General features: G+C 59.6%; 20 protein-coding genes, 1 tRNA gene and 1 pseudogene. 11 read left to right on the forward strand and 11 right to left on the reverse strand.

The features are described from left to right. Window positions 1–220 precede the first annotated feature (220 nt). From EH240_RS33500 to EH240_RS33515, 4 genes are all read right to left on the reverse strand, one after another. Entirely contained in the window at window positions 221–997 is a 777-nt protein-coding gene (locus EH240_RS33500; RefSeq protein ID WP_125006569.1) for a hypothetical protein, read from the reverse strand. 137 nt (window positions 998–1,134) lie between these two features. After that, entirely contained in the window at window positions 1,135–2,313 is a 1,179-nt protein-coding gene (locus EH240_RS33505; protein ID WP_125006571.1) for a helix-turn-helix domain-containing protein, read from the reverse strand. A gap of 321 nt (window positions 2,314–2,634) precedes the next feature. Continuing rightward, window positions 2,635–2,865 (reverse strand): hypothetical protein, encoded by a 231-nt coding sequence (locus EH240_RS33510; RefSeq protein ID WP_125006573.1) that lies wholly within the window; start codon window positions 2,863–2,865, stop codon window positions 2,635–2,637. Further along, complete coding sequence (locus EH240_RS33515) at window positions 2,865–3,155, reverse strand: helix-turn-helix transcriptional regulator (RefSeq protein ID WP_125006575.1); 291 nt, start codon at window positions 3,153–3,155, stop codon at window positions 2,865–2,867. Before EH240_RS33515 ends, EH240_RS33510 begins: the two co-directional genes overlap by 1 nt. Window positions 3,156–3,277: 122 nt before the next feature. Between EH240_RS33515 and EH240_RS33520 the strand changes: the two genes are divergently transcribed. The 3 genes from EH240_RS33520 (at window position 3,278) to EH240_RS33530 (ending at window position 7,842) form a co-directional block, all read left to right on the forward strand. Further along, a complete protein-coding gene (locus EH240_RS33520) occupies window positions 3,278–4,459 on the forward strand; it encodes a tyrosine-type recombinase/integrase (RefSeq protein WP_125006577.1) in 1,182 nt (393 codons plus the stop codon). A gap of 301 nt (window positions 4,460–4,760) precedes the next feature. Further along, on the forward strand, window positions 4,761–6,518 hold the full coding sequence (locus EH240_RS33525; protein ID WP_125006579.1) for a type I secretion system permease/ATPase: 1,758 nt from the start codon (window positions 4,761–4,763) through the stop codon (window positions 6,516–6,518). Further along, window positions 6,511–7,842 carry an HlyD family type I secretion periplasmic adaptor subunit gene (locus tag EH240_RS33530; RefSeq protein WP_125006581.1) on the forward strand — a complete coding sequence of 444 codons (1,332 nt, stop codon included), beginning with the start codon at window positions 6,511–6,513 and terminating at the stop codon, window positions 7,840–7,842. Before EH240_RS33525 ends, EH240_RS33530 begins: the two co-directional genes overlap by 8 nt. A gap of 195 nt (window positions 7,843–8,037) precedes the next feature. Here EH240_RS33530 and EH240_RS33535 read toward each other — a convergent pair whose 3' ends face one another. Beyond that, window positions 8,038–9,420 (reverse strand): calcium-binding protein, encoded by a 1,383-nt coding sequence (locus tag EH240_RS33535; protein WP_125006583.1) that lies wholly within the window; start codon window positions 9,418–9,420, stop codon window positions 8,038–8,040. On the opposite strand from EH240_RS33535, the gene EH240_RS33540 reads away from it, so the two are divergent. The 5 genes from EH240_RS33540 (at window position 9,413) to EH240_RS33555 (ending at window position 12,442) form a co-directional block, all read left to right on the forward strand. After that, window positions 9,413–9,763 carry a hypothetical protein gene (locus EH240_RS33540; RefSeq protein WP_125006585.1) on the forward strand — a complete coding sequence of 117 codons (351 nt, stop codon included), beginning with the start codon at window positions 9,413–9,415 and terminating at the stop codon, window positions 9,761–9,763. The two genes, EH240_RS33535 and EH240_RS33540, sit on opposite strands and share 8 nt — an antisense overlap. Before the next feature lie 72 nt (window positions 9,764–9,835). After that, window positions 9,836–10,021 carry a DUF3606 domain-containing protein gene (locus EH240_RS33545; RefSeq protein WP_125006587.1) on the forward strand — a complete coding sequence of 62 codons (186 nt, stop codon included), beginning with the start codon at window positions 9,836–9,838 and terminating at the stop codon, window positions 10,019–10,021. 144 nt (window positions 10,022–10,165) lie between these two features. Then, window positions 10,166–10,447: a hypothetical protein gene (locus EH240_RS33550; RefSeq protein ID WP_125006621.1), complete on the forward strand. Its 282-nt coding sequence runs from the start codon at window positions 10,166–10,168 to the stop codon at window positions 10,445–10,447. A gap of 367 nt (window positions 10,448–10,814) precedes the next feature. Continuing rightward, window positions 10,815–10,937 carry a hypothetical protein gene (locus EH240_RS39790; RefSeq protein ID WP_281035195.1) on the forward strand — a complete coding sequence of 41 codons (123 nt, stop codon included), beginning with the start codon at window positions 10,815–10,817 and terminating at the stop codon, window positions 10,935–10,937. 374 nt (window positions 10,938–11,311) lie between these two features. Further along, entirely contained in the window at window positions 11,312–12,442 is a 1,131-nt protein-coding gene (locus EH240_RS33555; protein WP_125006589.1) for a site-2 protease family protein, read from the forward strand. Between the two features lie 119 nt (window positions 12,443–12,561). On the opposite strand, the gene EH240_RS40265 is transcribed toward EH240_RS33555, so the two are convergent. The 3 genes and pseudogenes from EH240_RS40265 to EH240_RS33565 form a co-directional block, all read right to left on the reverse strand. Further along, window positions 12,562–12,948, reverse strand: a complete 387-nt coding sequence (locus tag EH240_RS40265; RefSeq protein WP_425374862.1) for an EAL domain-containing protein — start codon at window positions 12,946–12,948, stop codon at window positions 12,562–12,564. Between the two features lie 4 nt (window positions 12,949–12,952). Next, window positions 12,953–14,527 (reverse strand): annotated as a pseudogene (locus tag EH240_RS33560) (putative bifunctional diguanylate cyclase/phosphodiesterase); the annotation flags it as partial. Between the two features lie 144 nt (window positions 14,528–14,671). Further along, window positions 14,672–15,151 (reverse strand): hypothetical protein, encoded by a 480-nt coding sequence (locus EH240_RS33565; protein WP_125006593.1) that lies wholly within the window; start codon window positions 15,149–15,151, stop codon window positions 14,672–14,674. 116 nt (window positions 15,152–15,267) lie between these two features. Between EH240_RS33565 and EH240_RS33570 the strand changes: the two genes are divergently transcribed. Both EH240_RS33570 and EH240_RS33575 read left to right on the forward strand, forming a co-directional pair. After that, window positions 15,268–15,335 (forward strand) — tRNA-Gln (locus tag EH240_RS33570). A gap of 527 nt (window positions 15,336–15,862) precedes the next feature. After that, a complete protein-coding gene (locus EH240_RS33575; RefSeq protein ID WP_125006595.1) occupies window positions 15,863–16,096 on the forward strand; it encodes a hypothetical protein in 234 nt (77 codons plus the stop codon). A gap of 120 nt (window positions 16,097–16,216) precedes the next feature. On the opposite strand, the gene EH240_RS33580 is transcribed toward EH240_RS33575, so the two are convergent. After that, a complete protein-coding gene (locus EH240_RS33580; protein WP_125006597.1) occupies window positions 16,217–17,650 on the reverse strand; it encodes an aldehyde dehydrogenase family protein in 1,434 nt (477 codons plus the stop codon). Window positions 17,651–17,873: 223 nt separating this feature from the next. Then, the gene (locus EH240_RS33585; RefSeq protein ID WP_245436637.1) at window positions 17,874–18,272 is read right to left on the reverse strand and encodes a GNAT family N-acetyltransferase; all 399 of its coding nucleotides are present in this window, start codon (window positions 18,270–18,272) and stop codon (window positions 17,874–17,876) included. A gap of 375 nt (window positions 18,273–18,647) precedes the next feature. Between EH240_RS33585 and EH240_RS33590 the strand changes: the two genes are divergently transcribed. Beyond that, complete coding sequence (locus tag EH240_RS33590; RefSeq protein WP_125006601.1) at window positions 18,648–19,739, forward strand: YeiH family protein; 1,092 nt, start codon at window positions 18,648–18,650, stop codon at window positions 19,737–19,739. Here the strand turns inward: EH240_RS33590 and EH240_RS33595 are convergent. Further along, window positions 19,736–20,233, reverse strand: coding sequence for a GAF domain-containing protein (locus EH240_RS33595; RefSeq protein ID WP_125006603.1), 498 nt, complete (start codon window positions 20,231–20,233; stop codon window positions 19,736–19,738). The two genes, EH240_RS33590 and EH240_RS33595, sit on opposite strands and share 4 nt — an antisense overlap. Between the last annotated feature and the right edge of the window lie 54 nt (window positions 20,234–20,287).

Consider the following 20,287-nt stretch of genomic DNA (forward strand, 5'->3'; position numbering starts at 1 on the left):
GGCAAGGCTTGCCAGACGCACGTTCGCGGATGTCCATGAACTGGTGGCGGGCCGCGCCCGTGCTTGAACGACGCTGGCCGCGCCGCAGGATAACCCCGCCTATCTGTGGAATTGTCGGTGGCTGCAACCCTCAGGCGCTGCCACCGTCAGGCCAGCAAGTGACCTGAAACTGTAATATATCTCCCTCCCTACCCAACGGGGTAAGGAATTGGGGTACGACCTATGCCGCAGCCACTCGCCGTGCAGGCTTAAGCCAGAACTCGTTCATGGCTTGCAGACCTAGGAAAACCAGCGCTCGACCGCCACCAGCCGCGCCCTTCGGGTTGCCGACGCCATGGTCCCGGCCGATGGTTTCCAGCGTTTCGCCATGGCAGACCGCCGCCTCGAATGCCTCCCTTAGCCAGCCAAGCGCAGATCGTGCCGCCGTTAGTTCGCGGGTCGCGTCGATGTGGTGCAGGAGCGGCCAATCTCCGTTCCATTTCTTCGGAATAGGCTTCGCCCTCCGCTTCGTCTTGTCGGGGTCGGCCGCAACAGCGCGCGTTGCCGGAATGTCGAGCCGCGCCTTTCGGCCAGCCACCCTCTTAACGCCTTTGTCGGTCAGGTCGCCGGTGGACTCGTCCAGCCTCAAGTCGGCCATAAGATACACATTGTCAGCCATGTCCTGACCGACCAGATCATGCGGCGCCGTGGCTGCGTCGTGCATGTCGCGATAGCGCTCAGCGACCTTCAGCAGATAGTCCTCGCCCTCGGCCCGTAACAGCTTACCCAGCGGCCAGTTCTGATTATCAGCGACCAGTTGGCCGCGATATCGATTCGATGTCAGGCGCCGCGCCTGTGCCGCCTGGCGCCACGCTATCGTCGGGCCGTCGCTCATCGTGAAGACCGGCTTGCCGCGTACCTTGACGGCGGTCCTGTGGCTCCATTCTCCCTCGCCACGATCGTCCAGAAAGCGAGGCAGTTCTTGCGCCCGGTCAAAAACCGGCACATCCTTTTTCATGGGTGTTCCCTATATCCTGTGTTTGGTTTTGCCGGCTTAGGCCGGTCTCACTTCTTTGCGCAGTATCTAGCGTTGAGCGCGCCTGCAAACACTATAGTTAGTATTTGCAGGCGATTTTTCTTAAGACAGTGATACGCTCACGCTGCTTTCCGTTCCCGAACCGGAATGTAACGAATGCTGCCGTCCTTGCCGACGATCACCTCGACGTCTTTTCCTATGAACTCTTCTATGTCCTGGATATCGGCGATGCCTGCCGAATTGCACGCGTCGTTGAGGTGCCTTTGACCCTTGATCTGCACATTCTCGTCTTGGTGCTGCACAAAGAAGCAATGTTCTACATCGGTCAGGACAATGTTTTGGTCATCGACATCAAAGACCAGAGTCGCCTCATGATTGTCGCCGTCGACATGATACCAGGCATCCTTGATCCTGATTACATGGCGCCCGGCTGGCACGAACGCGGATACATCGCCAACCCACTCGACCTCGGCGTTGTCATTGTCGGCAACGGCAGGCTTCTTCGGCTTGTCCTTCGCCTTGGCAATGGCCGCCTCTTTTGCGTCGACATAGACGGACGGCAAGTCTTCATCGAAGCGCTCGCCGGCAAGCCAGTTCGCAGGTGCAGGGATCCATTTCTTGTCGACCGGATTTGCCTGGTAGTGATCTGCCCAGCGCGCCGCAGCATCGATGATGCGCTCCGCCATATCTGCGTCTGGCGCGAGCTTGTCCCAAGCGGCTCTCACCTTTGGCTTTTGATACTTGCGCGGATAGGACTGCCAGAATCTATCGAACGGGTCCCGCGACCCCGCGCTGGCCGCAAGGCCATGCGCAGGGGTGTCGGGGGTATCTTCATTTCCTACTTTACTGTCAGCCGGCTTGTCAGCCGGTGACGTAAGTAGGTCTTTGGTAAACCCCTGTTGACCGCTAGCCGCTGTAGTGGTCAACCCATCTTGACCACCTGTGGTAAACCCCTGTTGACCACTAGCTTGCGGTAAAGAGGGGTTTACCACTAGCCATTCTGGACCGTACTCGCTGGGGCGGGTGCCTTCGCCAAGATGGCGGGTGAAATAGCCCCAATCGACCAACTCGCGGCACGCGCCGATCACGGTTGGCTTTGAAAGTCCGGTGGCTTTCTCGATGTAGCGCAGGCTGGCGCGGCTGCCGCCTTTGCTCTGCATGTAGCGGTCAATAATGACCCAGGCGACGGTCATGTGTCGGCCGGCCGTGCGACTATCGATAGCAATCGCGCCAAGCGTCCACCACTGCGACAGAAGAGAGCCGGGCTTTACGGTGCGCGGCTCCTTAGCTTCCGACATGGCTGCCGCCCTCCAGCGCCGCTACGGCAGCGCTGGTTATTTGATCAGCCAAGGCAGGATGAAAACTCGCGACACGCACGCCGCTGTTTCGGGGTGCATAGGTGCGCCAAGCGCCGCTGGCGTTCTTGGTCAAGCACAAGCCAAACAAGCGGAGTTGGTCGGTTATGGCAATGTCAAAGCGCGCGTCAGCGCCCGGCGCTTGTGAGCGCCGAATGGATAGGATTTGCAATGTGAGATTTCCGGTTGGAACTATGGGTTTAAACGCCCGCGGCGCCCTTGCGGTGGGTTGCTTAGGAGATTGAGGCCGCGGGCGGGGTAGGATTAAAAGTGAGGTCTGTTCCTAATTTCGATGACTGCGGCTTCCATCACAGGCACATGCAGAAGCGGCGAAAGGCCATCACAGTTTTGCAACTGCCAGCCGTCGCCTTTTGGGACAATCTGGATCTCGCGAACAATCGCGCCAGACTGGAATTCGACATCAAAGACGGCCCGTTCGGTCTCAAGCGGAAGGACGCGCTCAAAGTTTGTGAGCTTCCAAGAATCTGTCGCCATTACGCCGCCCTCTCCTGTTCAGAAATCCATTCTGTCAGCGTCGATCTGCGCGCGCAAACCGTTTCGCCGAGCCTGAAGTGCGGAATACCGCCCTTCGAAACGAGGTGGTAAATCGCCCTCCGCGGGAAGCCCAAGAACGCAGCGATTGCGTCGGCTCCCCGGAGAATGTCGGAGGCAAGGTTGTCATTTGCCGGTTCCAAAAAATGCTCCTTCGTCGAAAAAAGTGCTTGACAGGGTTTTTCTGCGGCCGTAGTATTTGGATGGTTCCGCAGTGTGTCAGCGGTTAACATATTTCGCCAAAAATGTCAAGCATTTTCTCGCATTCCGTGTGTGGTGTGCGTGATCTTTCCATTTGCGCCCGATACGCCATGTTGCTATAGACTCCGTTAGTCACATCAAAACGGGGTCGGCAATGTCTATTCGCGAGCGCACATGGGAAACCAAAGGGGTCCAGAAAACCGCCTGGATCGTTGATTACTACGCCCAGACGGGGAAGCGTCACATAAAGACGTTTTCCAAGAAAAAGGACGCGCTCGCATTCGAAGCGAAGGCGCGCATTGAGGTAAATGGCAAAGTCCACGTTGCGGACAGTGCAACGGTAACGGTAGCGGAAGCTGCTAAGTATTGGCTAGCATCGTGCGCGGAATTAGAGCGCTCGACGGTCGCGCAATATACGCAACACGTTAATCTTCATGTCGTGCCGTTCATCGGCAAAAAGAAGCTGAACGAAATTACCATCCCCGCAGTTCGGACCTTCCTCGACAATCTAGCCGCCAATGGGCGCAGCGCCGCTATGGTGCGCGCCGTTCGCGTGTCGCTTGGTGCGCTGCTTTCCGACGCGCAAGAGCGCGGGCTTGTCGTTCAGAACGCGGTCAAAGACCTTGGCCGCAAGAAGGGCAAGGCGCAAGCCGCAGCCCGCCACAAGGAACAAGTGCAGGTAGGCGTCGACATCCCCATGCCCGCAGAAGTGCGCGCCATGCTGGCCGCAGCTAATGGTAAGCCGCGCGTGTTCCTTATGACGGCAATCCTAACAGGAATGCGCGCAAGCGAGCTTCGCGGGCTTCGTTGGACTGACCTCGATCTCGACAAAGCGACGGTGACGATCCGCCAGCGCGCCGACGCTTACCATGAAATCGGATCCCCGAAGTCGTCGAAGGGACGCCGCACAATTCCCCTCCCCGCCGACTTAGTGAAAGCGCTGAAGGAGTGGCAAAAGGATTGTCCAGCCGGTGCGCTTGGGCTCGTGTTCCCATCTGGAACGGGCAAAATCGAGTTCTATGCGAACATCACCAAGCGCTGGTTTTACCCCGCCCAGCTTGCGGCCGGCGTCACGATCGACACAGGCGGAAAGGACGCCAAGGGCAACCCCATTCTAGAGCCGAAATATTCCGGCCTCCATGCGCTCAGGCACTTCTATGCGTCTTGGCTAATCAACCGCCCGGAGGACGGCGGACTCGGCTTGCCGCCCAAGATCGTGCAGGATCGCATGGGCCATAGCTCTATTCAGGTCACGCTCGACACCTATTCGCATTTGTTCCCGAAGGGCGACGATGCGGGCGCTATGGACAACGCAGCAGCGGCGCTTTTGGTCTGATAGCAACACGACAGCGACAAAGGTGAAAAAACTACAATGATTTCAATGAGCCTAAAAAGACTCTGACTCCGTTAGTCCTGGTTCGAATCCAGGTTCCCCAGCCAAACTGGATGCCCTGTGGATAAATTGCCCCCACGAGCTTCTTCTTCGGCTGCTGCAGCAATCGTTGACGTGAGGCTCAGCCTTCGTTTCGGCTCTTCCTTGGCTGTCAAAAGGTCGCAACCGATAGCGCGGCTGCCTGGCATGATATATAAAGATTGTCTAAAATGACCGCTTAGCCAAAAAAGAGACGATTTCGGGGATGCCCACTTACACGAATAGAAGGGTGCTATCGAAGAGCGTGGTCGAAATGGGCCTGTTCTCCGCGGTGATGAACACCCTGGTGCTAGTTCTGCCTCTCTACATGCTGCAGGTCTATGATCGGGTTTTGCCCGCCGCCAATTTGGACACTCTCACCTACCTAACATTGCTTGCGCTTACGTCGCTCTTGCTCTTCGGCGTGCTCGAAGTCGTGCGGGGTGTATATGCAAGCCGGCTCGCGGCGCGACTGGATGTCTCTTTGGGCACATCGTCTTTTCTCGCTGCAATGAGTGGCCCGCGCGCTGGCCTCGGCGATGTCCAAGCCTTGCGCGACTTGGCCACCCTGCGAGGTTTCATCGCTTCGAGAACCATTTTCTTTCTCTTCGACCTTCCTTTCGGGCCAATCTTCGTGGGCCTGCTCTATTTCATCCATCCGTTGCTCTTCCTTGTGACGGTCGTCGGGGCGGTTCTCATGGTCGCCATCGCCATGCTGAACCAGGTCGCGAGCTCGCGACCTGGCAAGGAGGCGGCGGAGAGTCTCAACGCCTCATTGAATTCGGCGCAGGCCTTCGCCCGAAACTTCGAAACCGTTCGCGCACTTGGCATGGTGTCCAACGCGATAGAGTTCTGGGGAACCCGTTTTTCCGGGTCTCTACACGCCTCGGATGGGCTCGCTCGCATCAATGCATTTTATGGCGGTGTATCGCGCACCACTCGTTCGACACTGCAGATCGCGATATTGGGGGTCGGCGCTTATCTGGTTCTGCACAACGAGATGACCGCCGGTATGATATTTGCATCCTCGATGATTTCGGCGCGCGCTCTGCAACCTCTTGATCAGATCATTGGGAGTTGGCGGCAGATCATCGACGCCAATCTTGCATGGAAGAGGCTTTCGGCTCTCCGATCCGGACCCGACAACCACGAAAGCGTAGCATTGCCGGCTCCTGAAGGAGCGTTAAGCGTGGACCAAGTAGTCTATCATCTTCCGGGCGCGGCCGACGGGTCGCTGCCGCTGATAAAGCGCTTGACCTTTGAGGTCGCCGCCGGCGAAACAGTCGCGATTGTGGGCCCGAGCCAGGCTGGAAAATCGACTCTGGCGCGCCTCATCGTCGGTGCGATCGAGCCCCGCTCGGGGGCGATCCGGATCGACGGCGGCGATATTCGGAACTGGGATCCGGAAGAACTCGGCCGCCATATTGGTTACCTGCCGCAAGATGTGGAACTCTTCCCGGGAACCATTGCCCAGAATATCGCTCGTTTCGAACCGGATGCGCCCGGCGAGAAATTAGTGCAAGCAGCCCAGCGGGCCCAAGTGCATGAGCTCATCCTGGGTCAGAGGGATGGCTATTCGACGCTGATCGGCCCGACCGGCGTTCGCCTTTCGGGTGGCGAGCGTCAGCGCATCGGGCTTGCTCGGGCCTTCTACGGCGATCCCAAGGTGCTGGTTCTCGACGAGCCCAATGCAAATCTCGATTCCAACGGCGAAGCCGCGCTCGAGCGGGCGATTATCGGGGCGCGTTCACGAAAAACGACCGTGCTTGTCATAACCCATCGGCCCTCTCTCGCTTCCAAATGCGATCGCATATTGATGCTACGCAATGGCCAGGTCGAGATCTACGGTTTGACCAAGGGCGTGCTCGATAGACTTGTCGAGCGACGGGCCCAGGCGGGGCGGCCCGCAGCCTCTCAGTCGCGCGAAGGAGTGGTGCCTTTCCCCTCATCTGCTCGCGGGGAGATAAAGGTCGCTAATGACTAGCCAAACCATCGGCGCCAGGACGTACAGCTGGCAGCGCAACGTCGATACACGCACAGATCGGATCACGCTGGCGGGGTATGCAAGCGTGTCCGTTTTCTTGCTTGGCTTCGGATTCTGGGGCGCAATGGCGCCGATTGCCGGAGCAACGATCGCGCCAGGAGTGGTTGCAGCAGCTGGACAGAATGTCATGATCCAGCATCTCGAAGGTGGCGTGGTCAGCAGCATCAAGGCCCGAGAGGGTGACAGAGTCATACGAGGCCAGGCCCTGATCGTGCTCGATCCAACGGTGGCGCAGTCCCAGCTCAACCGAGTCCTCAAACAATGGGTCGCACAAAAAGCCGAGATCGCGCGGCTCGAGGCAGAACGGGACGGCCTGGAGAAAATCGTCCTGCCCCGCGATTTAGGCGCCCACTCAGGCGCGTCCGAATTCACTGACGTCTTTGCAGAGCAAACCAAGGAGTTTCAGGCTCGGCTAGCGCGCTATGCCGCAGATCAGGAAATCCTGAGGGAACGGGTGGCTGCCCTTCAGGAAGCCGTTTCCGGCTTGAAGGCGCAGAAGGATGCTGCGGAAAACCAGCTCGCGATCGTCAATGCCGAGACGGAACGCAAAAAGCACTTGCTGGAAAAGGGACTGACAAATCGTTCTGAATACACCGATCTTCTGCGTAGCACCGCCGAGTTGGTAGGTCAGGCGGGATCCCTGGAGGCGCAAATCGCCAGCTCGGCGATCCAGATCGTGGAAGCGCGCCAACAGATTGAAAGACTTACAACCAGCCGGGTCGAGGATGCCGTCACGGAACTGAACAAAGCCCGAGTGGAGGTGGCCGACCTTGAGGAACAAATCAACGCCGCTCGATCGGTCCTGGTGCGAACAACCATTCGTGCCCCGGTGGACGGGATCATTGTCCGCTCACTCTACAATTCCGAAGGCAGCGTCATCCGTGCTGGCGAGGTTGCAATGGAGATTCTGCCGACGAATGAATTTATCATCGAGGCAAAGATCAAGCCTGAAGACATCGACTCTATCCGAGTCGGCCAAGGTGCGAACATGATGTTCACAGCCCTCAACGCGCGGACAACACCAAAAGTGCCGGGAAAGGTGTTCTACATTTCGGCGGACCGGCTGATCACACCCAGCACTGGACAGCCCTATTACACCGTGCGGCTTAATATGGCTGATAAGCTGCCACCGCAGGTTAAGCCCGAGCAGATCTACCCAGGCATGCCGGTCGAAACCTTCATTTCGACCGGCGAGCGAACGTTTCTGAGCTATCTGACCAAGCCGCTGGTGGATTCGTTCCAGCGCGCCTTTCGGGAAAGATAGGCCCGACCCTGCCACCTGCGGCCTTCAACCTACCCAAAATGGAACTCGTCCGCCGGATTATGCGCAACCGTGGTGCGGCCAGTGCCGGCAGCATCGGCGCTCCGCTGCCATTTTGATCGGCGATCGTCGGAACCGGACACCGGCGGGTGAACTGCCCGACCTTCGCCCGGTGCCATGGTCCGATCGCATGAGCGATCAAACGACGAACACGTCGTGATAGGTCAGGGCCGCCCCGGGCTCTAGGTGGGCGATTTCCACCTGCGGGGTCGATTTCGAGCCGTCGGGATCATAGGACAGAACGCCCGTGGCCCGGTTGTAGAGCAGGTGATCGTTGCTGTGGTCGGCGTGTTCTCGCAACTCGAAATACGACGAGTTCACCTGCGTCGGGCTGGACAATGAACCGGCGCCGAGCTTGGTGAAGACGGCACTGTCGAGATAAAGCGCGTCATGTTCCGCGTCGAAGTCGGTGAGTGTGTCGACATTGCCGGGGCCATAGGCCGTGTCAAACACGAAGGTGTCCTCGCCCCTGCCACCGGTCAGCACGTCGTTGCCACCCAGGCCCCGCAGTGTATCGTTGCCAGCCAGGGCATCAAAGCTATCGGCCGCGCCAGTGCCGACAAATGTATCGTTCCCGGTCGTTCCGTGGGTCGGGTCGGTCGGCGGGGTCGGAGGTGACGGTGTCGGGTCGGTCGGCGGGGTCGTAGGTGACGGTGTCGGTTCGGTCCCGTCATGGACTGCATGCCAGGCCGCCTTGGCGTGGGCCCAATAGTCGCGGGCCGCCTGGCCTTGAAGGACCGTCCAGCCGGCGGGCGGCATTGGATAATCCGCCGGCAGCGGCGTGTCGGAGAGGTTGAGATAGTAATTGCCGTGCGACTCGACCGTCTTGTCCCAGGCCCGCTGCACCCGATCCAAGCCGTTGTGGTGAACGTCGGTGATCGCCACCACGCAGTCGATAAAGTGCAGGCTGGGTACGATATCGTTAGCGCCTGTGCCCTTGTCGAGTTTGAATGGCGAACCGTGGGTCATCTCGCCTTTGCGAAGGTACTCTCCCATGCCTAGAAGCATGCCATCCATGGTGACCGAGTTGTCAGACCCATCCACGTCACCGTCGCCAAGGCTCACTCCGGAAAACACGTGATCGAACAGGGAATCCCGGATGGTGCCGCCGATGACGTCGTCGTCCTCGACCGCGTCGTCTCGTGAGTAGCCGACATAGCTATCCTCGATAAGGAAGGTGCCAGAGCCGCCGACACGGATGCCATCCCAGGGCTTGGTGATCGTCCAGTCGTCGATGACAAAGCTGTGGGCTGAATTCACGCGGACTGCGGCGGAGTTGACGTAAATGCTCTCCCAGTCGCCGGTTTGGGAGACCGTGCCGTTGATCGTGCCGCCCAAAGCCACGAGGTTGTCGCCGGGGTTGACGACCGCGAAGGGATAGAGGTTGGTGGGGCTTCCCTGATTGGCGACGATCCACGAGGCGTTGGTGGCATCGATTATGGTGTCGGCGGGCAGACCGGATGCTTTATATTGGCGGTAGCCATAGTCGCCACTCAAGACAATGGTGTTCGTATTGGCCATGCTTGGCCCTTTCACACCCCCGCCCTTTTTGCCCAAACGCCTGAAGCCCGAATGGCTTGCACCCAACAGAGCCCCGTTAGCGGTATCGCGCAAATCACAAAATGTAAAAAAAATCTCAAAATGTAAAAATATGTCCCTCGCAGAAAATGCTGTGGCGCAGCGACTTAAGCGCAGCTTCTTCAGTGGTCTCAACGCGGCTTTCACGTCGCTTGCCACGCCCGAGAATCCAACGGCCTCGCAGGAGCAATGCGTGAGCGGAGACGGTGCGCAGGAGTTCCATCATTTGCAAAACGGATCATGGAAATATCCGGACGATTGGCGAGACCATCAAATTCGTTCGTGAGTTATGTGACGCACGCCCGGATATCAAACGCCTTGCCAGGTGGCAGTTCTTCCCTCTTCAGGAGGAGCAGCCATGGCAGACGACAAAACGAAGCGCGATTTTCTGGACCGTGACCGCGTATCGGCGGACGAGGATTACGAACTACGCCACTTTGCCAACAAGGTTGGTTTGACGGTCCAACAGGTCCGCGATCTCATCAAGCAGCACGGCAACGACCGGAAGACGCTGGCGCGTGAGGCGGAGAAGCTTCGAGGATGAAGATTTCAGAGCTTGGGCGGCCGATCATCGGGCGATGACTTGGGCCGATACTCGTCGCTGGATAGTTGACTCAGATTGTTTCAGGGAAGTGGAACAAATTTCGCGCATCGAAGTTAGCAAGCGCTGCTTACCGGGACTCACATGATGCTCCTTGCTCTGGACGATGCGATCTCAACCGCTGTTTGGGCCGGCCGAGGCGCGGACGCGGAAATCCGCGGGGTGGTCGATCTCACCAACAGAATTGAGGCCCGGATGGGCGCCATGAGCTTAGGACGTGCCATCCAGTTCGTAGCCAATGCGTCGGTGCTTGGATACGACGTCCGCGGTGCAATGGTCTTCTATGGGGAAACCGGAACGCCAAGCTTACGGATGTCGAACTGCGAACATCTGTGGGCGCAATATGGTGGCGCACTGCTGCAAGCTTAGCGCGAGGCGCCCTTGCGACTGGCCATAACTCTCCGGCTGAATTTGCAATCCAGCGCAATATAGTTCCACTAGAGGTAGCGTCTCAGTTTTGAAATTTTCCGAAATGCATATTGCATTTCACATATAGGCCCGACCTCCTATATGCTTAGCGCAAAAGCACGGAGAAAGGGTGTGTCCCGAGAGCGTGACCTGCTTATGTGGCGCGAAGCCGGGAAACTTGCGGTATCTGGCGACTATGAAGGATGGCTTGCCATCGAATGGGAGCTTCGTAGCAGAGGATTCTCACGCGCCAAGCTGCTGTTTGATAACGACCGGGTCCGCGAAAAATTGGATGATATCTGTAAGAGGGCAAAGGAGCAACGCGCCGATGCCAACCGGACCTAAGGGCCGGAAGCGCCCCGCCGACGTCATCGGCCACATCAAGGCCGAGCACCGGATGGCCCGCAGCCATATCCGAATTTCGTTCAAATGCACGCGCAATTCCGGCTGAGGCGCAAGGCAGAAAGTTCGAAAAGCTTCCAGGAACCCTGCCAGTTCATTTTTTCAGTAAAATCAATACCTTAGAAAATCACATTAGCGGGGTTCGTTAGCACCTTTCGTTAGCTCGCGGGCCTGTAGACAATCGCTCAAAACTCGCGATCCGTGGAGGCCCCGAGGTCCGGCTTCCCCGATCCGACGCGAGCGGTTTTTGACTAATCCCAAGCGCAAGCTCGGACCGGCAACCAAGTCAAGTCGGGTGCTTGGCGCTCGCGCCTGCCCAGCCTTCAGCGGACCATGAGCAAGAGCGCCTGAAGGCCGACGGATGATTGCAAGGTTCCCGCCAAGGCCTATGGTGAAAAGTGAGGCCTCTCGGAGTGGATAAACATGGGCTGGTCGCTGAGTCTAGGAACGATCGCAGGCACGACCGTGCGCGTTCATTTTACTTTCCTGCTCCTTCTTGTCTGGATTTGGCTAACGCACTATCAGATCGGCGGCGCGCCAGCGGCCTGGGAAGGCGTCGCCTTCATCGTTGCTGTCTTTGCCTGCGTGGTCCTGCATGAATTCGGCCACATCGCCGCGGCGCGCTACTTCGGTATCTCCACACCAGACATTACACTTTTGCCGATCGGCGGCGTAGCCAGGCTCGAACGCATGCCGGAAGAACCGCTGCAGGAGTTTGTGATTGCGGTCGCCGGCCCGCTGGTCAATGTCGCGATCGCTGTGCTGATCTTCATCGTGCTTGGCGGCCCGGCAGGCTTTGGACAAATGGCCGGAATCGAGGACCCGCACACGAGCTTTTTCGCAAGGCTCGCAGGGGTCAACATCTTCCTCGTCCTATTCAATATGATTCCAGCTTTCCCAATGGACGGCGGCCGTGTCCTGCGCGCTGCTCTTGCCGCACGCCTTTCCTGGTCGCGCGCGACCCAAGTCGCTGCCACGATCGGGCAAGGTTTGGCTTTCGTCCTTGGCTTCGTTGGACTGCTCTACAATCCGCTACTGATCTTCATCGGCATCTTCGTCTATCTCGCAGCGGCAGCGGAAGCGCAGAACGCACTAATCCGCGAGATGGCCACAAGCGTCCTGGTCGCCGATGTGATGATTACCGAGTTCATCCGGCTGGAACAGTCGGCGACGCTCGACGAGGCAGTCGAAATGCTGCTCGCCACCACGCAGCACGAATTCCCCGTCATCGATTCTGCTGGCCATTTCGACGGTTTGGTGACACGCGACGACATGATCCGCGCATTGAAGGAAAAAGGACCTGCAGCATCGGTTGCGAATGCAATGCGGACCGACATCCCGAAAATACATTACCGCAAACGCCTGGAGGAAGGCCTGCGGCTGATGCAGAACACTAATGTGCCGGCCGTCGCCGTTATGGACAATGCCGAACGTCTGGTGGGCCTCATAACATACGAAAATATCGGCGAGATGCTGATGGTCCGCTCAGCCGTTTCAGATGTCTTCCGCTTTGGCCATCTGCGCGGCGGCAAGCCGCGCTCCGCGAAGATATGAGCACGAAGCCTCTCGTCGGATCGGTGCGCTCCAGCTTCCGATAAGCCTGTGAACGCGACGCAAAGTTCGAAAAGCTTCCAGGAACCCCAGCCAAATGTTCCCGGCAATAGAGCAGACGATCAGGCAGAGAGATTCAGCTTGGCTCTGGCTTTGGCTTTGAGACCGCCGCGTCGTGCGATCAGCTGATTTGTCAGCAATTTCTCTTCAATCGGTTCCGACATGAAGAACCCTTGGGCGCCGTGGCATCGCTCCGCGATCAGGAACGTCAGTTGCCCTTCGGTTTCCATGCCCTCGGCCATGACGGTCAGGCCGAGGGAATTGGCCAGAGCGATTATTCCCCGAACGATATCCTGCTTCTTCGCGGACGATTCCAGGTCGGTCAAAAATGACCGGTCGATTTTCAGCCGGTTGAGGTTGAGATCGGCAAGATATCCAAAACTCGAATATCCGGATCCGAAGTCGTCGAGCGCCAGACTGACCCCGATATCGCGAATCTTCGTCAACATGGTCTAAAGCCGCCCGGCTGTCCTGGATGAAGACCCCTTCGGTTATCTCTAGCTGGAGGCGCGACGGTGGCACGCCGGTTTGCCGAAGCACTTCAACGAGATGCACGAAGTATGCATCGTCCTGAAGGCTTTTGCCCGAAACATTGACCGCGCAGGCGAAACCATCCGCCGAAATGGGCATCCATTGAGCCGCCTGCGCGCAGGCCTTGCCCAATACTACCTTGTCGATCTCGACTATCAAATCGCTCCGTTCCGCCGTCGGAATGAATGACTCCGGCGCGCGAACCGCCCCCGAAACCGGGTCGCGCCAGCGCACCAGGCATTCGGCGCCGATCATGCGCCCTGTCGCCAGTTCGAATTGCGGTTGCCAAACCAGGAAGAATTCATCGCAGTTGAGCGCGCGCTTGATCGCCGCCTCCTCGCCGAGCTGCACGTCGATCCGGCTGAGGATCGCCGGCGAATACGTCACGAAACCGGACCGTCCTTCCGTCTTCGCCGCGTAGAGCGCGCTGTCGGCGTTGCGCAGCAAGGTGGAAATATCGGACCCATGATCCGGAAAACAGGCCATGCCTATGCTGGCGCCGATGCGCACCTGGTGGCCTTCCAGGTCGGCGAACCGGTTCAGTTGCTCGCGAAGACCGTCTCCCAGACCAGCCAGGTTCCTATCCCCGATCGCGATCAGGGCGAACTCGTCTCCGCCCAGGCGGACGGCGGCCACTTCGTCAGGCCGTTCGACCGACTGCAGGATTTCGGCGACGGTTTTCAGCACCAGATCACCGACGTGATGACCGAAGGTGTCGTTGACGCTCTTGAAATGGTCTAGGTCTATCAGGAACAGCCGAAGTTGCTTGCCGGCCAGCTTTGCACGTTCCAGCAGCCCATCCCTGTTGGCCGACATCCAGGCGCGGTTTTTCAATTCCTTCGTCGCGTCTCGCCAGGCGAGAAATTCAAGTTTCCTGATCGTCTCGCGGCGGCCAATCAGCAACACGGCGGTTCCTATCGCGAGCGCTGAAAGAATCGCCAAGGAAAAGGCGATCTGGTAATTGAACTTGTTCAGGTTCTTCTCAGCCGAATAAAGGTCGGCCTTCACCTCTTCCCCATACTTATAATATTCGTCGTTCATTCGACTGACAATCTGGTCGAGCTCGAGCCCCTGTTCTTTCAAGCTCTTTTCGTCCAGGGGCAGACCGGCCTCGATAATGGCATCAGGCCGCTTCACCGCGTCATTGACCCGCGGCACGATGCCTGCGTAGGCGGGGATCTCGCTGATGGTGTCGCCGCCGTCGACTCGCTCGAAACGAATGAAGACCAGGTCGTTTGCCGCCGCCAGATGATCGAGGCTTTCCGGTGAATTGCGGGCCGCCTGGGCGAGCGAAATCATATCCCGCAGGTGCGTCACGTAACGTATCGCGATGTGGAATTCGCGAATGGCAAAGAAGCCGAAACGAGGCATCGCGGACTCTATCCTGCTGACGCTCGCGAAGAGTACGGCGATCAACACGGCCGAGCAGATGCCGGCCGCGGCTATCGCGGCCGCGTAGGTGGCGGGAACACGCAGGACCCTTATTCTAGCCCACATCGACGGAAGTCACGCTGGGAGGTCAATTGCCGGGCGCGACCGTCTTTATCAGCCAGATCCATCGTGGTTTGCGAACTGGCGTATCGAAGGCAGGATGGTCAGCGAGAGGATAGATCAGCCGGGTGGGACCTTGCGTGCGCCGGGTCAGCAATTTTCCGTCCTGGCGAGTGGCAAGGAGAAGAGGGCCCTCCTCCAGTCTTCCTTCGGAATTATCTGCACATAGTCGTCTTGCGCGGGCAGGGTGACGGATCCCTCGCCCTCCAACCCGATCAGCTTGAGCACGTCCCGAAACAGAACGCCTTGAAATGTCAGCTGCCCCTTTTCAAACGGACTTGGGGTCGTGACGCTGTAAAGCCCGAGCTTTTCCAACTGCCGCAAGGTGACCGGGACCGATTCCCCGTTCTTCTCGACCTTGAAAGCCAAAGTGTCGGGCGGCTCCGGATATTTGACCTGCTCAAGGGCGAACGCCGGAAGCACACCGATTGCCGAGACGATCAAAAGGACCAGGCTCCGGCGGAGTGCGAAGAGTTCTCTTATGAACAACGACACAACGCAGTCCTTTCCATCCTCGTGGCCAGTGCCAACGGTTGCCGGACCGCCGATACTGTCGGCGTAGCCGTTCACCCTGTCATTGAATGCTTATTTTCGGTTAGCTTGGGTTTCAAGCATCGCCGTTCGGACCAAGACGCTCGCGGCGCATCGCCGTCCGTTTCGCACGCTTTTTGCCGACCGCGCCCTGCCGGGGAATAGGGGCGGCCAGCAGACTCTGGCTCCGTTAGTCCTGGTTCGAATCCAGGTTCCCCGGCCAGAACTTATCACGAGAATTCAATTGCTTAGAATATGACGTTTGCCGACATTATTATTCGCCGGCTTCGCCCACACGATCATATATTAGCTAATTAACGAATCGTAGACCGCGCTGTCCTATTCTGGGACAGCGCGGACACTACCCATCGGCCGCGCAGGCGGCTCCGGCTTTCAGGCAACCCTACCCCTAGTCGGAGCCGCCACTTTGTATATTACCAGCAAGGGTTGAATCAACCCTTACCAAGCACCGTTAATGGTGCACTCCGGCGATTGTTAAATTTCGAAGTGTCAACGCGGCCGAGCAGTATTCGTAGCGCCGGCGAAGTCGTCCTGCAATTTGGTTGCAACCGCTCGGCCACGATTTGCTTCCGCCGGCGAACCCGCTTGGAGGACTCGTCGGTCATATTAGCAATCAACGATATGTTAACGGCTAAGGCGCAGCTTTCCGGATCGGGGACGAGAACTGCCCCCTGATCGACGATCCGGCACTTTATGTGCCGAGACGTTCGACCGATGCGGAGCAAACGCATGAGTGTCGAAACAGCGCTGGCGCAGCTGTTGCGCATGCTTCACCGTCGAGCCTTGAATTTGGCTGACTTGCCCGACGATGAAAGGGACCCATACTACGACCGCATCCGCCGCTCATGCTGCGGAGCCGCCGAGCATATCGGCCAGAGCCCCGACAATGCAGCCATGACGGCCAACAGCATGGTCGAATTTACCCGGGCAATGGTCGGGATCATCGAGGCAAGGCGCGAGTAGACGGCGAGGGAGAAAGGGCCGATCGGTTGCCGGTGGCCATTGGCCCAAGGCAAACGGCGCAGCCAAGACCGCGCCCTCCATCATCTGCCTGTGTCCGCCGCCTGCTGCAAAGGGTGCAGCCTACTCCGCCGCCTCGTACCCCGCGATGCCCTTGATCTCGAGGAAATCCTCCAAACCATACTCGGCATATTCACGGCCGTTGCCGGACTGCTTGTAGCCGCCGAAGGGCAGGCCGGCGTCCCAGGTCGGATAGTTGATGTAGACGTTGCCGGAGCGCATGCGGGCCGCGGCCTGGCGCGCCTTCTCGATGTCCTTGGCCTGGATGTAGGAGGCAAGGCCGAAGACGGTGTCGTTGGCCTGCTCGATCGCTTGCTCGACGGTGTCATAGGGCATGATCGACAGCACCGGCCCGAAGATCTCTTCCTTCGCGATGCGCATGTCGTGGGTGACGTTGGCGAAGACCGTCGCGCGGACATAATAGCCGCGGTTGAGCTCGGCGGGACGGCCGGGGCCGCCGGCCACCAGGGTCGCGCCTTCGTCGATGCCGCTCTGGATCAGGTCCTGGATCTTGTCGAACTGGAGTTGGCTGACGACCGGGCCGAGCTTGGTTCCCGGCGCATCGGCCGGGCCGACCGTGAACTTTTCCGCTGCCGTCCTGGCGTAGCCGGCGGCCTCGTCGTGCCGGTCGCAAGGCACGAGCATGCGGGTCGGCGCGTTGCAGGACTGGCCGCTGTTGCCGAAGCAGCCGGCGACGCCCTTGGTGACGGCCTTTGCGAGGTCGACATCGGGGAACAGGATGTTGGCCGACTTGCCGCCAAGCTCCTGATGCACGCGCTTCACCGTATCGGCGGCCGCCTTGGCGACCAGGATGCCGGCCCGCGTCGAGCCGGTGAAGGACATCATGTCGACGTCCGGATGGCTGGCTAAGGCCTGGCCGACGGTCGGGCCGTCGCCATTGACGAGATTGAAGACGCCCTTCGGCACGCCGGCCTCGTCGATGATCTCGGCGAAGATAATGGCGTCGAGCGGCGCGATCTCGGACGGCTTCAGCACCATGGTGCAGCCGGCGGCGAGAGCCGGGCCGACTTTGCAAGTGATCTGGTTGAGCGGCCAGTTCCACGGCGTGATCAGGCCGACGACGCCGATCGGCTCCTTGACGATCAGCGACGAGCCTTTCACCTGTCGGAACCGAAAAGTCTTCAGCACCTCGACCATCTTCTCCAGATGCGCCTGGCCGACGCCGACCTGGCTGTCCAGCGCCATCTGGCGCGGCGCGCCCATCTCGCGCGAGACGGCGAGCGCAAGATCCTTGCTGCGCTTCTTGTAGACGTCGATGACGCGGTTCAGGATGTCGAGACGCTCCTCGGCTGCAGTGAAGGCGAAGGTGGCGAAGGCACGCTTGGCGGCCGCTACCGCCTTGTCGACATCGGCCTTGCTGCCCAGCGAAATCTGCGCGAAGGCGTCTTCGCTGGAGGGATCGATGACGTCTAAATTGTTGGGCACCACAGGGTCGACCCAGGCGCCGTCGATATAGAACTGCAGATCGTGTGACATGCTTTCGCTCCCTGTGGGCCGCCGGCTTGGTGAGGTGACCGTCATATATCGTCAGAAATAACGACGCGGCAACCGCCCTATCAAACGCAAGCGAAGGCGATTGAGCCAGTGGGTTGAATTCGTGATGCATACCGCCCAAAACTGTGCAGCGGTTTCGGGAAAACGACATCGTTAAAGACAAGACTTAAAGCGCGTCGCCTGAATCCGTTTCAGGCAGTGCGCTTTAAGGCGCCAATCTCTTGCTCATATAGACGGTCGTCCCGTTCATGAACGGCTCTTCGCGGTCGATCGCGTAGCCGTGCCCACGATAGAGCCGTACATTGTCTTCGAAGGCGCCGTTGGTCAGCAGGCGAAGTTCGCGGCAGCCTGTTTCAACGGCCTTGCGCTCGGCGCTGTCGAGCAGCTTCCGCCCGATACCCCTGCCCTGCGCTGCAGGCGCCACGGCGACATTCTCGATCCAGATATGATCGTCATGCGCCATGGTTTCGATCAGCCCGACGATGCGGCCGTCCTCGATGGCGAGTTCGAACTGGTGCTCGTCCAGCGCCTTGTCGTAGTCGGCGCGCATCGGCAGCGGCTCGCGGCCGATCACCGGCACCCATTTGGCATAGGCCGCGCGCACGATGGCCTCGATGGCGGCGGCATCCGCCGGCGCGGCCCGCCGAAACTCGATGGAAGAAGCGGCAATTCAGACACTCCAAAATGCAAAAAGCCCGCCGATCGTTGTGATGGGCGGGCTGGGGATGGACGAACCGGGTGACTTGCTTAGCCGGCCTTTGTCTTCACGCAATCAGCTTGCCGCTCCTTCGAACGGCGGCGTCGCTGCGGATTTGCTGGAAAGGCGGTCATGGCTCGACGTTGGACGGGGAGCCGGGACGCTGTCAAGCCGGCCGTGTCGAAACGACAGCAGGCATCAGCCCGTCTCGGCAATCCAGCCGCCCAACTGTTCTGAAAATTCGATCATTATAACTCGAATAATTCGTTGGAAAGATTGGTCATGGAATGGCATTTCCCCGGCGAGCATGCCTGGAGAATTGCATTGTCTTTCCTGCCCGTCACCGCGAACGATCTTCCAAACGGCCTGAATTCGGCCGGAAGCAAGAGCCCTGCCTCGGTCTGGGCCGGCACCGTCCCGGGAATCGTGCTCGTGGCGATGATCACCAGCGTCGCCTATTCGGCGCGCAATCTCTCCGGCTTCGTGCTTTTCAGCCCGATGATCCTGGCGGTCGTCGCCGGCATGGTCTACTCCAATGTGCTCGGCACGCCGGCGCATGCCAAAGCCGGCATTGCCTTCTCGCAGCGCCGGCTGCTGCGCTTCGCCATCGTGCTGCTCGGCTTCCAGCTCACGCTCGGCCAGGTGGCGGGCATCGGCCTCGGCGGCGTCGGCATCGTCGCCGCCGCGCTTGGCGCGACCTTCCTGTTCACCGTCACGATCGGCCGGCTGATCGGCGTCGAGGCCAACCTGGCGCAATTGATCGCCGCCGGCACCTCGATCTGCGGCGCCTCGGCGATCGTCGCCACCAACATCGTCACCGATGCGCGCGACGAGGACGTCACGTACGCCGTCGCCGCGATCACGCTGTTCGGCACCGTCGCCATGCTCGGCTTCCCGCTGCTGGCGGCGCTCTTCGGCCTCGACCAGCACGCGTTCGGCCTGTGGGCCGGCACTTCGATCCACGAGGTGGCGCAGGTCATCGGAGCCGGCTTCCAGAACGGCACACTTGCCGGCGAAACGGCGACCGTCGCCAAGCTGACGCGCGTCGCCATGCTGGCGCCGATGGTGATCGCGCTCGGCCTGATCGCGCGCCGCCGCAGCACCGACGTTTCCGCCACGAAACCACCGATGCCGTGGTTTGTCGTGGCCTTCGTCGCGGTCGTTGCGCTGAACAGCCTGGTGACCGTCCCGGCGCAGGTTCATTCGGCGATCACCCTTGCCGCTCAGATCATGCTGACCATGGGGCTCGCCGCCATGGGCCTTCAGGCCGACATCTCGCAGTTGCGCTCGCGCGGCCTGCGACCGCTGCTGCTGGCCTTTTCGGCCTTTCTGTTTATTGCCTGCTTCAGCCTGATGCTGGTGAAGTTGGCCTAGTCCTCAAACGAACTCGCCGCGACATAGATCGCGGCAAGTTTTTCGATGCCGGCTTGGTCGTCCTTGTCGAAGCGGCCAGGCAGCGGGCTGTCGAGGTCGACCACGCCGAACACGCCGTCGGCGTCACGCAGCAGCACGACGAGTTCCGAGCGCGAGTCGGCATCGCAGGCGATATGGCCGGGAAAGTCGTGCACATCCTTGATCGGCATCGACATGCCGAGATCGATCGCCGTGCCGCAGACGCCCTTGCCGACCGCGATGCGCACGCAGGCCGGCTTGCCCTGGAAGGGGCCCAGCACCAGCTCGTCGTCGGATGCCAAGAAATAGAAGCCCGCCCAGTTGAGGTCGGGCACCATCTGGTAGATCAGCGCCGAGGTGTTGGCGGCGTTGGCGATGGAATCGCGCTCGCCTTCCAGCAGCGCTTTCAAGTGCGTCGCCAGCTCGTTGTAGAAGGCCGGCTTGTTGCTCGTGTCGATGGCGGTTGCCGCAAACATCCTGGTCGTTTCTCCGTTGCAAGGGCGCTGACGCGCCCGCTACAGTCCCGCTCT

It is taken from the genome of Mesorhizobium tamadayense (assembly GCF_003863365.1).
Lineage (GTDB): Bacteria > Pseudomonadota > Alphaproteobacteria > Rhizobiales > Rhizobiaceae > Mesorhizobium > Mesorhizobium tamadayense.

What these genes read in the sequence shown, in the direction of transcription:
- EH240_RS33500 (WP_125006569.1), bottom strand. Translation starts at nt 997, where the DNA reads ATGAAAAAGGATGTGCCGGTTTTTGACCGGGCGCAAGAACTGCCTCGC.
- EH240_RS33505 (WP_125006571.1), bottom strand. Translation starts at nt 2,313, where the DNA reads ATGTCGGAAGCTAAGGAGCCGCGCACCGTAAAGCCCGGCTCTCTTCTG.
- EH240_RS33510 (WP_125006573.1), bottom strand. Translation starts at nt 2,865, where the DNA reads ATGGCGACAGATTCTTGGAAGCTCACAAACTTTGAGCGCGTCCTTCCG.
- EH240_RS33515 (WP_125006575.1), bottom strand. Translation starts at nt 3,155, where the DNA reads ATGTTAACCGCTGACACACTGCGGAACCATCCAAATACTACGGCCGCA.
- EH240_RS33520 (WP_125006577.1), top strand. Translation starts at nt 3,278, where the DNA reads ATGTCTATTCGCGAGCGCACATGGGAAACCAAAGGGGTCCAGAAAACC.
- EH240_RS33525 (WP_125006579.1), top strand. Translation starts at nt 4,761, where the DNA reads ATGCCCACTTACACGAATAGAAGGGTGCTATCGAAGAGCGTGGTCGAA.
- EH240_RS33530 (WP_125006581.1), top strand. Translation starts at nt 6,511, where the DNA reads ATGACTAGCCAAACCATCGGCGCCAGGACGTACAGCTGGCAGCGCAAC.
- EH240_RS33535 (WP_125006583.1), bottom strand. Translation starts at nt 9,420, where the DNA reads ATGGCCAATACGAACACCATTGTCTTGAGTGGCGACTATGGCTACCGC.
- EH240_RS33545 (WP_125006587.1), top strand. Translation starts at nt 9,836, where the DNA reads ATGGCAGACGACAAAACGAAGCGCGATTTTCTGGACCGTGACCGCGTA.
- EH240_RS33550 (WP_125006621.1), top strand. Translation starts at nt 10,166, where the DNA reads ATGCTCCTTGCTCTGGACGATGCGATCTCAACCGCTGTTTGGGCCGGC.
- EH240_RS39790 (WP_281035195.1), top strand. Translation starts at nt 10,815, where the DNA reads ATGCCAACCGGACCTAAGGGCCGGAAGCGCCCCGCCGACGTCATCGGC.
- EH240_RS33555 (WP_125006589.1), top strand. Translation starts at nt 11,312, where the DNA reads ATGGGCTGGTCGCTGAGTCTAGGAACGATCGCAGGCACGACCGTGCGC.
- EH240_RS40265 (WP_425374862.1), bottom strand. Translation starts at nt 12,948, where the DNA reads ATGTTGACGAAGATTCGCGATATCGGGGTCAGTCTGGCGCTCGACGAC.
- EH240_RS33575 (WP_125006595.1), top strand. Translation starts at nt 15,863, where the DNA reads ATGAGTGTCGAAACAGCGCTGGCGCAGCTGTTGCGCATGCTTCACCGT.
- EH240_RS33580 (WP_125006597.1), bottom strand. Translation starts at nt 17,650, where the DNA reads ATGTCACACGATCTGCAGTTCTATATCGACGGCGCCTGGGTCGACCCT.
- EH240_RS33590 (WP_125006601.1), top strand. Translation starts at nt 18,648, where the DNA reads ATGGAATGGCATTTCCCCGGCGAGCATGCCTGGAGAATTGCATTGTCT.
- EH240_RS33595 (WP_125006603.1), bottom strand. Translation starts at nt 20,233, where the DNA reads ATGTTTGCGGCAACCGCCATCGACACGAGCAACAAGCCGGCCTTCTAC.